This is a genomic window from Rhizobium sp. WCS2018Hpa-16, assembly GCF_031843705.1.
In the GTDB taxonomy this organism is placed as follows: domain Bacteria; phylum Pseudomonadota; class Alphaproteobacteria; order Rhizobiales; family Rhizobiaceae; genus Agrobacterium; species Agrobacterium tumefaciens_C.
The window spans coordinates 1,037,769-1,053,030 of the sequence record NZ_JAVTIX010000002.1 but is presented as its reverse complement, the minus strand read 5'-3'; the positions used below and the strand labels follow the sequence as shown (position 1 = coordinate 1,053,030).

At 55.4% G+C, this 15,262-nt stretch carries 14 protein-coding genes and 2 tRNA genes; 9 read left to right on the top strand and 7 right to left on the bottom strand.

Annotated elements, in window-relative coordinates:
- Positions 1 to 418: GTP-binding protein (locus RQI55_RS11175; RefSeq protein ID WP_311272556.1), on the bottom strand; the 418-nt coding region annotated here is incomplete at its 3' end.
- Between the two features lie 354 nt (positions 419 to 772).
- Here RQI55_RS11175 and RQI55_RS11170 point away from each other — a divergent pair.
- Complete coding sequence (locus RQI55_RS11170) at positions 773 to 1,405, top strand: TerC family protein (protein WP_192063810.1); 633 nt, start codon at positions 773 to 775, stop codon at positions 1,403 to 1,405.
- A gap of 356 nt (positions 1,406 to 1,761) precedes the next feature.
- Here RQI55_RS11170 and RQI55_RS11165 read toward each other — a convergent pair whose 3' ends face one another.
- The 3 genes from RQI55_RS11165 to RQI55_RS11155 all read right to left on the bottom strand — a co-directional run bounded on the left by RQI55_RS11165 (position 1,762) and on the right by RQI55_RS11155 (position 2,621).
- Positions 1,762 to 2,178 (bottom strand): PAS domain-containing protein, encoded by a 417-nt coding sequence (locus tag RQI55_RS11165; RefSeq protein ID WP_243256271.1) that lies wholly within the window; start codon positions 2,176 to 2,178, stop codon positions 1,762 to 1,764.
- Between the two features lie 259 nt (positions 2,179 to 2,437).
- Positions 2,438 to 2,511: transfer RNA gene (locus RQI55_RS11160), tRNA-Gly, on the bottom strand.
- Between the two features lie 25 nt (positions 2,512 to 2,536).
- A tRNA-Tyr gene (locus RQI55_RS11155) sits at positions 2,537 to 2,621 on the bottom strand.
- Between the two features lie 303 nt (positions 2,622 to 2,924).
- Between RQI55_RS11155 and RQI55_RS11150 the strand changes: the two genes are divergently transcribed.
- The 3 genes from RQI55_RS11150 (at position 2,925) to RQI55_RS11140 (ending at position 4,614) form a co-directional block, all read left to right on the top strand.
- Complete coding sequence (locus RQI55_RS11150; RefSeq protein ID WP_243256272.1) at positions 2,925 to 3,806, top strand: RNA methyltransferase; 882 nt, start codon at positions 2,925 to 2,927, stop codon at positions 3,804 to 3,806.
- Between the two features lie 37 nt (positions 3,807 to 3,843).
- Positions 3,844 to 4,230 (top strand): acyl-CoA thioesterase, encoded by a 387-nt coding sequence (locus RQI55_RS11145; RefSeq protein WP_192063807.1) that lies wholly within the window; start codon positions 3,844 to 3,846, stop codon positions 4,228 to 4,230.
- A gap of 117 nt (positions 4,231 to 4,347) precedes the next feature.
- Positions 4,348 to 4,614, top strand: coding sequence for an energy transducer TonB (locus tag RQI55_RS11140; protein ID WP_155398887.1), 267 nt, complete (start codon positions 4,348 to 4,350; stop codon positions 4,612 to 4,614).
- A gap of 13 nt (positions 4,615 to 4,627) precedes the next feature.
- Here RQI55_RS11140 and RQI55_RS11135 read toward each other — a convergent pair whose 3' ends face one another.
- A complete protein-coding gene (locus tag RQI55_RS11135) occupies positions 4,628 to 5,809 on the bottom strand; it encodes a DUF1501 domain-containing protein (RefSeq protein ID WP_243256273.1) in 1,182 nt (393 codons plus the stop codon).
- Between the two features lie 3 nt (positions 5,810 to 5,812).
- Positions 5,813 to 7,345: a DUF1800 family protein gene (locus RQI55_RS11130; protein ID WP_243256274.1), complete on the bottom strand. Its 1,533-nt coding sequence runs from the start codon at positions 7,343 to 7,345 to the stop codon at positions 5,813 to 5,815.
- A 72-nt stretch (positions 7,346 to 7,417) separates the two neighbouring features.
- Here RQI55_RS11130 and RQI55_RS11125 point away from each other — a divergent pair, with 72 nt between their 5' ends.
- Together RQI55_RS11125 and RQI55_RS11120 are read left to right on the top strand one after the other, a co-directional pair.
- Positions 7,418 to 7,942 carry a DUF2946 family protein gene (locus RQI55_RS11125; RefSeq protein ID WP_243256275.1) on the top strand — a complete coding sequence of 175 codons (525 nt, stop codon included), beginning with the start codon at positions 7,418 to 7,420 and terminating at the stop codon, positions 7,940 to 7,942.
- A gap of 85 nt (positions 7,943 to 8,027) precedes the next feature.
- The gene (locus RQI55_RS11120) at positions 8,028 to 9,443 is read left to right on the top strand and encodes a PepSY domain-containing protein (RefSeq protein ID WP_311272555.1); all 1,416 of its coding nucleotides are present in this window, start codon (positions 8,028 to 8,030) and stop codon (positions 9,441 to 9,443) included.
- Positions 9,444 to 9,538: 95 nt separating this feature from the next.
- Here the strand turns inward: RQI55_RS11120 and RQI55_RS11115 are convergent, their stop codons facing one another.
- Positions 9,539 to 9,892, bottom strand: a complete 354-nt coding sequence (locus RQI55_RS11115) for a DMT family protein (protein WP_042618555.1) — start codon at positions 9,890 to 9,892, stop codon at positions 9,539 to 9,541.
- Positions 9,893 to 10,139: 247 nt separating this feature from the next.
- On the opposite strand from RQI55_RS11115, the gene uvrB reads away from it, so the two are divergent.
- The 3 genes from uvrB (at position 10,140) to RQI55_RS11100 (ending at position 15,134) form a co-directional block, all read left to right on the top strand.
- Complete coding sequence (gene uvrB, locus RQI55_RS11110) at positions 10,140 to 13,124, top strand: excinuclease ABC subunit UvrB (protein WP_311272554.1); 2,985 nt, start codon at positions 10,140 to 10,142, stop codon at positions 13,122 to 13,124.
- Between the two features lie 122 nt (positions 13,125 to 13,246).
- Entirely contained in the window at positions 13,247 to 14,620 is a 1,374-nt protein-coding gene (locus tag RQI55_RS11105; RefSeq protein ID WP_311272553.1) for an HD domain-containing protein, read from the top strand.
- Positions 14,604 to 15,134: a hypothetical protein gene (locus RQI55_RS11100; protein ID WP_311272552.1), complete on the top strand. Its 531-nt coding sequence runs from the start codon at positions 14,604 to 14,606 to the stop codon at positions 15,132 to 15,134. The genes RQI55_RS11105 and RQI55_RS11100 overlap by 17 nt, the downstream gene beginning before the upstream one ends.
- Positions 15,135 to 15,262 lie beyond the last annotated feature (128 nt).

Sequence of the window (15,262 nt, the reverse complement as noted above, 5' to 3'; positions counted from 1 at the left end):
CTGCGTCGTCAACCTGGTCAACCTTGTTGAGGAACACAACGATAGCAGGAACACCGACCTGACGAGCAAGCAGGATGTGCTCGCGTGTCTGTGGCATTGGGCCGTCAGCTGCAGAGCAGACCAGAATAGCGCCGTCCATCTGGGCAGCACCGGTGATCATGTTCTTGACGTAGTCGGCGTGGCCGGGGCAATCAACGTGTGCATAGTGACGGTTTGGAGTCTCATATTCAACGTGAGCCGTCGAAATCGTGATACCGCGTGCCTTTTCTTCCGGCGCTGCGTCGATCTGGTCGTACGCCTTGTATTCGCCGAAGTACTTCGTGATCGCAGCAGTCAACGACGTCTTGCCGTGGTCAACGTGACCAATCGTGCCAATGTTGACGTGCGGCTTGTTGCGCTCAAACTTGCTCTTTGCCATCTGAATTGCTTCCTGTGAACGTGAAGTAGTTTTTCCGGCGAACCGGTTTGGTGTCGCCGTTTAAGGCTTTGTAAGCGAATGCGCAAGACTTAATTGCGAGCGCGCCGAATGCGCTGCCAAAAGCGACGTGATGGAGGGCATATGGTGTGCCTGATACCTGCCGTCAACGTCCGCGCTCGCGCGCGACAATATGTATGAGCCAGCCAACGCTCTTTACGAAGATGTGTTTAGTGTCCTATTGACAAGGTAATCGACCTGTGGGGACAGGCGACATCCAACAATTTGCAGGCACTTCAACAAGCGCCTATAAGCCGTTTCTCCCGCGGCACCAATCCTATCCGCTCGGGATCTGCTATGGAAATTTTCACAGCTGCCGGTTTTACGGCATTTCTCCAGGTCATCGCCATTGACCTCGTTCTTGCAGGCGATAATGCAATCGTCATCGGCCTCGCCGCTGCGGGCCTTCCTGCACATCTTCGCCGCAAGGCCATTCTAGTCGGCATTATTGCAGCGACGGTGCTGCGCATCGTCTTTGCCGCCCTCACCGTACAATTGCTGGCAATTGTCGGCCTTCAGCTTTTCGGCGGCGTTCTTCTGGCCTGGGTTTGCTGGAAGATGTGGAGTGAACTGCGCTCGCAGAACGTCCATATGGGCGACGACGAGACAAACGACGAAGCAGATCTGACAAAGGGCCAGAAGACATTCTTCCAGGCCGCCACACAGATCGTTATTGCCGATGTGTCCATGTCGCTGGACAACGTGCTCGCTGTGGCTGGCGCCGCACAGGACCACCTCACCGTTCTCATCATCGGCCTGGTCGTATCCATCGCACTGATGGGCCTTGCGGCAAACTATGTTGCCAAGCTGTTGCACCGCCACCGGTGGATCTCTTATGTCGGCCTTCTGGTTATCGTCTATGTCGCCGCCAACATGCTCTATCATGGCTTCGTAGAAGTTTGGCCTTATATACTGCCCTACATGAGCTGAGTTTCATTCAGCCTCTTTAAAACCGGAGCCCTTCAGGTCTCCGGTTTTTTTATGAGCGGCTGAACCAGCGGAATAGAACAAACGCAAATCACCCCAACGAGGGGGCGCAAGTCAAAGAATTTGCCTGTGCAATTTCATGATTGCCGCAATCCACGGGCAAGCTTAGACAGCTATTAGTTTCGACAATACTAATAAATATAAAGGCTGTCTGAACAATGGCTTATGACTGGTCAGGTGGGCGTGCAAAGCGCTCTCGCCGCTTTAAATTCGGCTTTGCGTTTGCAGCACTCGCCGTCGTCGCTATCTTCGCGCAATACTACCTTGGCATATCATTCAGCAGAAATGGGTGACTGGTTCTAATCGACCAGTACCGGAATATTGCCGTTTGAGGCATCTTCAGAGCGCGCAGGCGTCGTGCTATCAAAGACCACACCAGTGAACAGAGACGCTACGCCGTCAATATAGCGATAGCAACGCCCGACTTCCGTGATTTTCGCGAACCCATCGCCACGGCGCACGCGATACACCATCTGGAATGGCTCTCCAGACAGAACTGAATTCTTTATACCTTCCGAGACATGCGGCCTGTCATCCTCGTGGATGAGGTCGAGCATCCGCTGGGCGGGCAATCCGTGATTCAGCTCATCTGGCTCCAGGCCCGTGATTCTCGCAAAATTCTCATCCGCCCAAAACAGATTCAAGCAAACATCCCAGGCGTAGAAGCCACCATTGCTGATAGCGACATATCTTTGGATCTGGTTATTATCGAGCATCTCTTATTCCCGGGCACTGTTTTATACCGCTGTGAGTGATTTGCATCTGGGGTAGCAATCACTGTTCTTTCCAACAATCTGGAAGCAACGATTTTGTTCCCGGCAGTGTCGCGATATTGCAATATTCGCGCATAAAGCAATGCGGCATCACGGTTGACGCTCGCTGGTTGAAAAGCGCCGAATTAATCGATGGTCGCCAGAGACAACTCTGCGAGCAATATCAAAGTGAAATGCATTGGGAATGGTAATCGAAAACCGTTGGAGCGGGTAGCGGGAATCGAACCCGCGTATTCAGCTTGGAAGGCTGCTGCTCTACCATTGAGCTATACCCGCGGCGGTGGTTTCGATCCGTGCAGAATGGTGGAGGAAGTTGGATTTGAACCAACGTAGGCTGAGCCAACGGATTTACAGTCCGTCCCCTTTAACCACTCGGGCATTCCTCCAGTATTCTGCGAGGATCAAGCAACCAAGCTTAACCAGATTTCCGAGGCCGGCGCGTTGCCGTTTCGTCGTCTGTGGCCGCGTATATGACTGCCCTCGCCGCGTCTGTCAACACGATGTGTGACGAAAATTTGCGAAAAATGCGAACAGAGTCATAGGCCTGTGGATTAACCGCGCGTGGCGCTGAAAGATGCCCGGCTAATTGACGCAAAGTCCCTGCGCAAATGCGTGGACGGCAGACCCAGGCGGCAATCAGAGGATTGGGAGGGACTGGTGCTGGCGCATCGCTGACGATATAAGGCATCATGAGCAAAGACGATCCCAACGATAAATCCACCCGCGACACCCATTATGCAACGCTGCGCCGTCAGGTCCGCGATGCCAAGAGGGAACGTGGCGAAATTCCAACGCCCGCTTTTCAAAAGCGCCGACCGCGTGGCGGTGAAGACTGGAAGGCACCGCAACTGGCGCCCGATCAGGTTCATCTTTATGGCCTGCACACCGTGCGCGCAGCGCTGGCCAACAAAGAGCGGCAGATCATCAAGTTGTTCGTTACCCTGAACGCACTGGCGCGTCTGGAAATCGGCTCAGCAGAAGAACAGCCCTTCCCGGTGGAAATGGTTTCGCCGCAGGATATCGACAAGGTTCTCGGCCCTGATGCAATTCACCAGGGTGTCATGCTGGAAACTCGGCCCCTGCCCGCCAAAAAGCTTGGCGCTTTGAAGAGCAGCCCGCTGATTCTCGTTCTCGATCAGGTCACAGATCCGCACAATGTGGGCGCCATCATGCGTTCGGCCGTGGCCTTCAATGCAGGCGCCGTTATTACGACCATGCGCCACAGCCCGACCGAGTCTGGCGTTCTGGCAAAATCAGCCTCCGGCGCTCTCGAAATGATCCCTTACATCCAGATCACCAATCTGGCCGATGCTCTCGCCGAACTGCACAAGCTGGGCTTCACCTCCATCGGGCTTGATTCGGAAGGGCCCGCGCCACTTGAGGGAACGTTTCAGGGTGAGAAGATCGCGCTTGTGCTTGGTGCTGAAGGCAAGGGACTTCGCCAGAAGACCAGGGAGACCGTCTCCCTGCTCGCGCGCCTCGATATGCCGGGTGAGATCAAATCGCTCAACGTATCGAATGCCGCTGCCATTGCGCTTTATGCAAGCCGTCAGTTTCTAGCCAAAAAATAATCTAGCTTTTCATCCATATGTCTTTACGGGGGCCACAATGCCAGAACAGATCAAGCCGACCGGCGAACTAACGCTTCGCACGCTTGCCATGCCAGCGGATGCGAACCCTGCCGGCGATATTTTTGGCGGTTGGGTCATGTCTCAGATGGACTTGGCAAGCGGCATTCGCGCAGCGGAACGGGCACGCTGTCGCGTGGTCACGGCGGCAGTCAAGGAAATGGCGTTCGAGCTGCCCGTAAAGATTGGTGACACCCTGTCGATCTATACGACCATCGCCCGCGTTGGTCGCACGTCCATTACCCTCACCGTTGAAGCGTGGGCGCAGCGCGCGCGATACGACATTCTTGAAAAAGTAACCGCTGGCACTTTCATCATGGTGGCGATGGATAGCGAGGGGCGGCCAACGCCCATCGTCAAGGAATAGTATCTCAGAGAGGGGCGTAGCCATTTTGCCCACCTCACCAAATCAACGCAGAATCCATTGACGGATCTTCTTATGGTTGCAATTTATTGCAGCCATAAGATTGATTCGGGGAAGCTCATGAATTTGTTCGTTATCGCTACGGGCGTAGCAATCGCTGTGGCTTTAAGCGGCTGCTCCTATACGAACCGCGTAGAGGTGGAGTTGCGCACAAATTCACAGGCCAAGCTGGCCTCCGCCCGCCTAGCCGAACCATCCAATGATGCTGAATTCAACCGGCTAGCGCTTGCGGCTGCGAAACGACGATTTCCTATCAGGGTTCCGCACCCAAAACCTAACCACACATATGGTCAGCCCGTAACGATTACCTATCCGCTCATCCGCTGAGAGCCTTGGTCTTTCAGACCTTGAGATAAGGCGACGACCTGTCGAAGCTGAGTCCGGGGAAAATGCCGTTGGTCAGAGCTTCACTGTTGACATCGAACTGTCGATAGAGCATGGCTGCCGCAACTTCCCGCACATCGCCTGTGGGCATGAGGTCGCGGTCATCAAGCAGCCTGCCCTCACCCAAACCCGGCCAGTTGCCCAACACACGGCCGCCATCGATTCCGCCGCCTGCCAGAATGGCAACGCCACCGGTGCCGTGGTCCGTTCCGCCGGTGCCATTTTCGCGCACGGTGCGCCCGAATTCCGTCATCGCCAGCACCACAGTCTTTTTCCAAACATCTGACCCCAGCGCATCTTTCAGCGTTGTCAGCGCGATGGTCAAATCTTTGACGGTGCGTGCGAACTGGCCTTTCTGCCCCGCATGCGTATCCCAGCCATCGACTGAGAAGGCAGCGATTCGGTAGTCTTCCCGCAAAAGGCCGCCAGCAAGCTTGGCGACATCGCGAATTCCCGCGCCGCGCTTTTCATCCTGAAACAATTGCTCGGCGGACATATCGGTGCGCAAGGCTTCCGCGAGAACCCGATTGAAATCCGGGTCGTTGGCGTAGAGCCGCTTGAAAAATGCAACATCATCTGGCCCCATCGTCATATTGGACGTGGAGGCCCAGACGTCTGTATCGTTTGGCCCGGCGAGAATGAGCTCCATCGAGGTATTGATATCGATCGCCTTGCGGTCGTCGGGACGCGGAATGGACGACAGCGCCCGGTTCAGCCAGCCGGTGCGCTCACCATGCACATGGTCGGCACCGCTCTCCAGAATATCTTGCCCATCGAAGTGGCTTCTCTGGTCCCGATAGGGGGTGGAAACGGCATGAACAAAGGATAGCTCCTTGTTCTGCCAAAGGGGCATCAAAGGTTGCGCTGCCGGGTTCAAACCGAAATGCCCATCGAGATCGATCAGGCCCGTATCCGGCGTCAAAGCGAGGGTCGGCCGAAATCCGGCAAACGCCGCATCGCCGTAAGGCTGAACAAGATCAAGCCCATCCATTGCACCGCGCAGGACGATGGTCACGAAACGATTATCGCCGGGCATCGCCGCAAAGCTGACCGGAGAAAGCACCGGCAACGCTGCCGCACAGCACGCGGTGGCGAGAAAGCTTCTTCGGCTGATCAGCATATCCTGAGAGAAGGCCATATCCTATCTCCTGTTGAATTCTGGTGAGGATAAAGCGAGCGTCATTCCGCTGACGCGGCTTGGCGCCTGGCTGACGACGCGGATGGTGTCGTCACGCGCCAAATCGCCCATGGCCGCTTCCAGAAACATTTTAGGCTCAATGTCACCACCCAGTGAACTTGATGCTTTGCGCGCCCAAAGAATGCGCTCGCTCATCTGACTGGGAGAGAGCCAGGATGCGACACCTTCCTCAAACCCGGCAGGACTTGGCGGTTGCCACACGGGCTGCCCCATGCGCCGCAAGGATGCGAGAGTGAGCGTGCGCGCTAGGCTTTGCTTGGGTTTCGGCTTTGCCGGTTGCTCAGCCATCGCGTTCATGTCCCCGGTCGGCTTTTCCATTGCGGTCTGGTCTCCGCCCGGCAGCATGGCTTTTATATCGCTGGTTACAGCTGGCGCTGCGGCCTGCCCAACCTCGTCATCACCATTTGGTGACATCTTGTCTTGCCAGTTCTTCTGAGTGATGCCGAATGCCCGCAGCCCGGATACGACATAGTCAAAGGGCAGCTTCATTTTCCGCCCGGGATCAGCCCAGGCGCGAGGATGATTGAGCATGACAGCATAGACTTTGAGCAGATGTCCCTTGCTGGCTTTCCATTCATCTACCATGGCCGCCACGATTTCCGGTGGAGCCTCATCGGCAATGAAGTGTGCCGCCAGCTTACGGCAGATGTGGACCGCCGTTTCGGGCCGCACCGCCAGATCGTTGAGCATATCGAGACAGTCATCAGCAGTGCGCTTGCGCCCGCCATAGGAAACGCCGAGAACTTTGATCTGGCCCGGCTGGGCCATGCGAGGCCGAAACAGCATTTCGTTTCGGTCATCCACCGTCATTCCTGTCAGCACAAGCGCGGCTGAGCGCACATCGGCCTGCGTATAACCACTGCCCGCGCCGACTGTGTGAAGTTCGAGCAGTTCACGTCCGAGGTTTTCGTTGAGACCGCGCTTGTTTTTCTCAGCAGCAACCGATTCCGGGCCTGCCGAACGGTTTTGATCCAGATAGATCAGCATGGCGGGATGAAGGACTGCCGCCTGCAGCAGGTCCCCAAATGAGCCAGCCAAATGCGGACGGATAGCCTCGACTTCATAGAGCGGGGTTATAAGGCGCATTGGCAGCGCCTTGCGTGCATTGACGGAGAAATGATCCACCCAGAACGAGGCGAGCCGCTCATGAAAACCATAGGGAGAGAATACGGCCTGCATCACGCGCGCCATGCTGTCACGCTGAAAACTCTGTTCGGCTTGTTGCTGGATCAATCTGCGGCCATCGCGATCCAGTTCGCCGCCGTTTTTACCGCCACTTGTGGCGATGATCCTGTCCGCCAGATCGGACGATCTCTGTCGCGCCGCAAACGCACCGCCGATGGGGAAATAGGAATCTCTGAGCGGCGCATCGGCGAGCTGCACCAGCAGGTCGTCGGAATTTCGGTTCAGCACTTGCCCTGGCGAGAGCCCGTAACCATAGCGTACCGCCGCCACCGTTGGAGAAAACGAAGCCATTTCAGCCACTCCTGCCAACATGAAGTTTGGAGGGAGGATCACAGTCAATCCGGGCAAAAAGGTTGCGAAACCATGGCATTTTCCGGACATGGACAATTTGTAACGCAGCAGCGCCATGCCGAGACCTGTGATCTGGCCTATTCTGCCGCAGTGACATTGCGGAAAAACTGTGGCAGATCACGATTCATGGGGTTCGTGCGCAGCATAATGCAGGATAGAAGCTCGGCTGGCGCGGTCGCCATGCTGGCGCTTTTGCTGTTTTTGTTGCAGGGCCTGACCACTGGCGTCGCCCATGGAAACATGGCAGCCATGTCGATTGGCGCAGATGGGGTTATCTGCTCCACCCACATGCCCGATGGCGCTAGTGGCAAGCAGAACCAGAACCCGGGAACAAAGCAGGCAAACGACTGTTGCGGGACGCTATGCCGCCTCGCCTTCGCTGCTGCGGCCGCACTCCTTGCCTCTCCCACCGAGCTGGCTGGCGGCATCGCCACCTCCGTCGACCTCGCCTTCTTCTACCCGGACGTGACAAGTCCGCCGCCGACAGCAAACCGGGACTCGCAACCGCGCGGCCCACCCCTTTTTCCGCACCTTTGAGACATAAATTCGGCTTCGAATGCGCCCGTCGGCATCGCCCGGTGCGCATCAAGCCGCAAACCTCATCGTCTTGCGGAGACATTTCATGTCCGTCATCACTTCCTTCGAAGGGGAGCGCCAGGCTGCGCAATCCTCATCTATCAATCTCTACCGCGCCGTCTGGCGCTGGCATTTTTATGCTGGCCTTTTCGTTCTGCCCTTCATGATTTCCCTTGCCATCACAGGCAGTCTTTACCTGTTCAGGGATGAATTCGACGCCATCATCCATTCGGATTTGAAACGCATCGAGGCATTGCAAAATGTGGCTCCAGCCGCGCCATCGGCTATCGTCGCATCTGCACTAAGCCTCGTTCCGGGCACTGCGGTAAAGTACACCACCCCCACCGATCCCGGCGCATCGACGGAAATCACCGTCAGCACAGCAGATGGAAAACGCGCTGTTTACGTCAATACCTACACCGCTGAGGCGCTCGGCTCCCTTCCAGATCGCGGCACTGTCATGTGGACGGTTCGATACATCCACAGCCTGAAATATTTCGGCACATGGGCCCGCTATTTCATCGAGATATCAGCAGGCTGGTCGGTCCTTCTCGTGGCAACGGGCATCTATCTCTGGTGGCCGCGCAAGCAGACAGGCGGCGTGATAACCGTGCGTGGCACGCCGAAAAAACGGGTGTTCTGGCGCGACACCCATGCAGTGACCGGCATATTCGTCGGATTTTTCATCGTCTTCCTCGCGGTTACCGGCATGCCATGGTCTGGCGTATGGGGCGCCAAGGTCAATGAATGGGCCAACGGCAACAATTTCGGATACCCCGCCGGTGTGCGCGTTCAGGTTCCCATGTCGAACGACCGTCTCGATGACGTCGCCAAAACATCGTGGTCGCTGGAACAGGCAAAGATCCCAGTCTCGGAAGGTCACGACCACGGCCAGCATGTCCACGAAGCGCCGCCTGTAGCCCCCGAAAAGAGCTCCACCCTGCAACCCATCGGCATCGATCAGGCCATTACCCGCTTCAACGCCCTTGGCTTTTTTCCCGGTTACGCGGTTGCCCTTCCCACAAAACCGACCGGCGTCTACAGTGGCTCCGTCTATCCAGACGACCTGTCGAAACAGCATGTCGTCCATCTCGACCAATATAGCGGTAAGGCTTTGATTGACATGACATATGCGGATTACGGCCCGCTCGGCAAAGGTCTTGAATGGGGCATCAACGTCCACATGGGCCAGCAATATGGCCTCGCAAACCAGATATTTCTCGTCATTGTCTGCCTCGCCATCATCCTTCTGGCCGTCTCCGGCGGCACCATGTGGTGGAAGCGGCGTCCGAAAGGCTCCCTCGGCATACCGCCCATGCCGCAGAACAAGCGTGTCCTGCGCGGCCTGCTGGCGCTACTCGCCATCGGCGGCATCATCTTCCCTCTGGTGGGTCTGAGCTTGCTGGTGATGCTGGTGCTGGACTTCATCGTTCAAGCCGTAGGCAAACGCCGCACGGCGTAAAACAAATATGGCCGGGAACAAGCCCGGCCATCTCGCCTGTCAACTACAACTGAAGTTGAGACGCTACACGTCTGCTATGGATGCAGAACCTGGCATCAAGACTTGAACAGAAACGACGCGCCGAAGGCGATCAGGGCAAAGCCGATTACGTGGTTGATGGTCAGGCTCTCCTTCAGCCAGAACACCGAGAACAGCGCGAAGACAGTCAGCGTGATGACTTCCTGCATCGTCTTCAGCTGTGCCGTAGAATAGACTTCCGAGCCCATGCGGTTTGCCGGTACGGCAAGGCAATACTCGAAAAACGCGATGCCCCAGCTTGTCAGGATAGCCATGAACAACAGGCTTCCCTTGTGCTTGAGGTGGCCATACCAGGCAAATGTCATGAAGACATTGGACGCAATCAACATGACAACCGGCCAGATGTGCGCAGGGGTGATTGAAAAAGGCATGATGGACCTTCAAAAATGGGAGAGGAAAACGATTGGGAGAGGGAACTTGTCTCGTCTTTCGGCGTATTGCTTAACGCAGGGCACGGCTTTCTAAAACAGGATTTTGCCGTTCTGATGGCTGAATATGTCGGCGTGAAGAACGCAGAACCTTGCATACGGTTCCAGCGACAGAAATGTTTCCTGTTTGTACTCTGTTTTTCGACCCTGCCTCTTCACTTTCCATCCCACACTCTCCATATTCCGCGACATGGCCAGATCACCCAAAAACACCGCAGACAAAACCTCCCGCTCTGATGGCTTTGCAGAAATGCCGCAAGCCGCGTTTGACGGCGCGCCGCTCAGCGGCAGCGTTTCGGACTGGGTGAAGCAGTTGGAAGCGGAGGCCGAAGCATCCTCTGTCGAGACGCAGCGCGAAGTCGCATCGAAAGCGGGCAAGCACCGCAAGAAGATCGAAATCGAAGCGCGCAAGCAGGCCATAGCAGAGGCGGAAGCCGCCAAGCCGAAAGCTGCCGGAAAATCCACAGCCCAGAAGACATCCCGGGGCGTATCCATCGGCGCGTCAAACGATCCGAAAACCCGCGCCGCCGCTGGCCTTAACCCGGTTGCTGGCATGGATGTCAGCCTTGAGGATGCGGAAAAGCTGGCCACCGGCGCAGTCACGGCAACTGTCGAGGCTCTGTCCGCGCTGATCGAGAGTGGCAACCCGCTGTTCAAGGACGGCAAGATGTGGACGCCACACCGCCCTGCGCGTCCGGCCAAATCCGAAGGCGGAATCACCATCCGCATGGCATCGGATTTCGAACCGGCGGGCGACCAGCCAACCGCGATTGCCGATCTTGTTGAAGGCATCAATTCCGGCGAACGCAGTCAGGTTCTGCTGGGCGTGACCGGCTCCGGCAAGACATTCACCATGGCGAAGGTCATCGAGGCCACGCAGCGCCCGGCGGTCATTCTCGCGCCCAACAAGACGCTGGCGGCGCAGCTTTATTCTGAGTTCAAGAACTTCTTCCCCGATAACGCGGTGGAATATTTCGTTTCCTATTACGATTACTACCAGCCGGAAGCCTATGTGCCGCGCTCGGATACCTTCATTGAGAAGGAATCCTCGATCAACGAACAGATCGACCGTATGCGCCACTCTGCCACCCGCTCGCTGCTGGAGCGGGATGATTGCATCATCGTCGCCTCGGTCTCGTGTATCTATGGTATTGGCTCTGTGGAAACCTACACCGCCATGACCTTCCAGATGGCGATTGGCGATAGGCTGGATCAGCGTCAACTGCTGGCAGACCTTGTGGCCCAGCAATATAAACGCCGGGATATGGATTTCCAGCGCGGCTCCTTCCGCGTGCGTGGTGATACCATCGAAATCTTCCCCGCCCACCTGGAAGATGCTGCCTGGCGCATTTCCATGTTTGGAGACGAGATCGACGCGATCACCGAGTTCGATCCCCTGACCGGCCAGAAAACCGGCGATCTGCAATCGGTGAAGATTTACGCCAATTCGCACTATGTCACGCCGCGCCCCACGCTGAACGGAGCCATCCGCGCCATCAAGGAAGAGCTAAAGGGCCGCCTTGCCGAGCTGGAAAAAGCCGGACGCCTGCTGGAAGCGCAGCGTCTGGAACAGCGCACCCGCTATGATATCGAAATGCTGGAAGCCACCGGCTCCTGCGCGGGCATCGAGAACTATTCCCGTTACCTCACAGGCCGCAGCCCCGGCGAACCGCCGCCGACCCTGTTTGAATATATCCCTGACAACGCCCTGCTGTTCATCGATGAAAGCCACGTTTCCGTCAGCCAGATTGGCGGCATGTACCGGGGCGACTTCAGGCGTAAGGCGACGCTGGCGGAATATGGCTTCCGCCTGCCCTCCTGCATGGACAACCGCCCGCTGCGGTTTGAGGAATGGGATGCCATGCGCCCGCCGACCGTTGCCGTTTCGGCCACCCCCGGCAATTGGGAAATGGAACAGGCCGGCGGCGTCTTTGCCGAACAGGTCATTCGCCCCACGGGGCTGATCGATCCGCCCGTCGAAGTGCGCTCTGCCCGCAGCCAGGTGGATGATGTGCTGGGCGAAATTCGCGAGACAGCCGCCAAGGGCTACCGCACCTTGTGCACGGTGCTGACGAAACGCATGGCGGAAGACCTCACCGAATATCTGCATGAGCAGGGCGTGCGCGTGCGCTACATGCACTCGGATATCGACACGCTGGAACGCATCGAAATCATCCGTGACCTGCGCCTCGGCGCGTTTGACGTGCTGGTGGGCATCAACCTGCTGCGCGAAGGCCTCGACATTCCCGAATGCGGCTTCGTCGCCATTCTGGATGCCGACAAGGAAGGTTTCCTGCGCTCCGAGACATCGCTGATCCAGACCATCGGCCGCGCCGCCCGTAACGTGGATGGCAAGGTCATTCTCTATGCGGATAAGGTCACCGGCTCGATGAAGCGGGCGATGGAAGAAACCTCGCGCCGCCGCGAGAAGCAGGTGGCCTACAACACCGAACACGGCATCACGCCTGAATCCGTCAAGGCCCGCATTTCGGATATTCTCGATAGCGTCTATGAGCGCGACCACGTGCGCGCCGATATTTCAGGCGCATCCGGCAAGGGCTTCGCCGATGGCGGCCATATGGTTGGCAACAATCTCCAAGCGCACCTCAACGCAATGGAAAAATCCATGCGCGACGCCGCCGCCGATCTCGACTTCGAAAAAGCCGCCCGCCTGCGCGACGAAATCAAACGCCTCAAAGCCGCCGAACTCGCCGCCATGGACGACCCGATTGCCAAGGAAGAAGCCAAATCGCTTGAGGGTGGTGGCAAAGGCAAGAAGGGCGCGAGCCCCCGCACCTCAACTGCGCGAGATACGTCCAATGACGCCGAAGCTGGCGAGCAAGCCTCAAAGTCCCTTTTCGCCAAACCATCCCTCGATGACATGGGCCCCGGCACAGACACTGCCAAACCCCTGTTCCGCAAGAACAGCCTCGACGAAATGACGGTGGGCCGCACGGAAAAGCCCGTCAAAGGCGCGGCACCCGCCAAGCCCAAAACCGAAGACGGCAAACGCATCTCACCCCTGCTGGAAGGCCAACCCGAACGCGCAACTGGCGGGAAAGACGATCCTCGCCCGATTGCGCGCGGCAAGGTGGGTGTGGGGAGCTATGAGGACCCGGGCGAGCAGAAGCGCAAGGGCCGGACGAAGGGGAAGACTGGAAGGCCGGGGCGGTGAGGCCCAACGAAGCAATCCTTTTCTGTGATAAATTATAATTTCGATTTTAAATCATTGGTTGAAAGCAGTAATAGAGTTACGGTTATATTTTAATTTTATTGAGTCTAACTCTGGGGTTTTAATTGAGCAAACGACTGCGAGATCCTGTGCACGGTTTGATCGTCTTTGATGAGAACAAGAAAGTTGATACTTTAGCTTGGCAATTAATTGATACCCCTGAATTTCAAAGATTACGGCGGATAAGGCAATTAGGGGTATCTGAGTTCACGTTTCCAGGTGCTGTGCATACCCGCTTCGCACATTCTATCGGGGTGTTCCATACTGCACGCTTGCTTGTTGAAATCGTCGAGCGTGAAATGAAGCGGATTGATCAAAAGACATCAGAGACTAGAGCCGAAGTAGCGATGATTGCGGCCCTCCTTCATGATTTAGGACATGGACCGTTTAGTCACACGTTTGAAACAGTCCAAGCTTCGCGTGGGGTAAAAAAGAAGCACGAAAAATGGACCGCCGATATTATCCGAAATCCATTGGGAAAAGTGCACCCGATTCTTGAGAGTTTCCGGGTCGGCTTCACTAACGAGGTCGCAGATCTTCTCGAAAAAGAGGATCCTGAGGACATATACCACTCTGTGGTTTCTAGTTCATTTGACGCCGACCGACTGGATTATCTTCGAAGAGATAGACTGATGACAGGAACTGGCGCGGGCGCAATCGACTTTGATTGGCTCAAGGACAACGTTAGAGTCGCTGAAATTGAACTAGATGCGCCAGATGATAACAATGACGGTGAGCCTCGACGTGCTCCCACATTCTGCTTGACTGAAAAGGCAAGACCAGCAGCAGAGCAATTTCTCCTAGCTAGATTTACCTTATCTGAACAAGTCTACTTTCACAGGGCCACTCGTTGCGTTGAGCATATGATTGGGAAAATGTTGCGTTGCATAGCTCTGGCTGCAGTCGGAACGAAAACGGATCGCAAAAAGTCTGGCCTGCAAGACAATCATCCATTGCTTCGATTCTTTGGGAAAGATGGAGAAACCGTTGAAAACTATCTTACGCTTGACGACACATTGATTTTTGGCTCACTCGAAGCACTGGCGAACGCAGAAAATCCTTCAATAAAGGAAATAGCATGCCGACTCAGAGAACGTAGGCTATATAAAACAATGGACATTGCGGAATTCGGGGCAGACCCGGGAACCCAACGTCAAAAGCTCCGAAAAATCAAAGAGCAATTCGAGGCGCAAATCCGAGATGAGACGGTCATTATTGACGACAAAGGATCATTCGGAATTTATTCTGAAATCGGTGGCGAATCGGAAAAAATGCACAAAAAAATACACATTCTTGAGGGGAATACCCCAGTAGAAATCACCAAAAAATCTGACCTGATTTCAGCGCTTGGAACAAAAAAACTAACCAGAATCTATTTCGCTGATGAAGAAGACAGAACGACAGCAAGAGGGAAAGCAGGCAATGCCAATCGAACCTGAAAATCGCATTGCGGAAATAATTTCTGCGGCGGGGGGCAAGCTCGTTAGCAAGATTAGATTGCAAAAAATCGTTTACCTCCTTGATCAAATCAACGATGAGCACAATTTTGATTTTGTATATTATCATTTTGGACCATTTTCTAGAGACGTAGAAAATGCAGTGCTCGACGGAGAGGCTTTCGGACTTATTAAGGAGGAAGAGGCGTTTCGTTCCAGTGATGGCGCGAAATACAGTATTTTCACCGTAAGTGAGCCTGTTGAAGATTACAAATTTCTACACACTAAAGAGTTGAAAGATTTAACCAACAATCTAGCCAATGAGAATGTAACTGTTTTAGAGCTCGCAGCGACTGCGCACTGGCTTTTTACTTATGAAAACATAAGCGACTGGGAGACGGAAATTCGGCGCCGGAAGGGCTCGAAAAATGACAGCGGTCGCCTAGAAAAAGCTAAACAGCTGCTACTTAAAATATCACTTCATCCTGCATTTGAAGCCGGGCGATCCGCACATTAAAGGTATTCTACTCACTTGACGCTAAAGTGGTGAACACTCATCGCTTTAGCCTTTTACTACGTGGGTCCTCAAATCATCGTTTGGTGCGTCATATGTGTTTTTTAATTGATAACGCTATCACATAGACT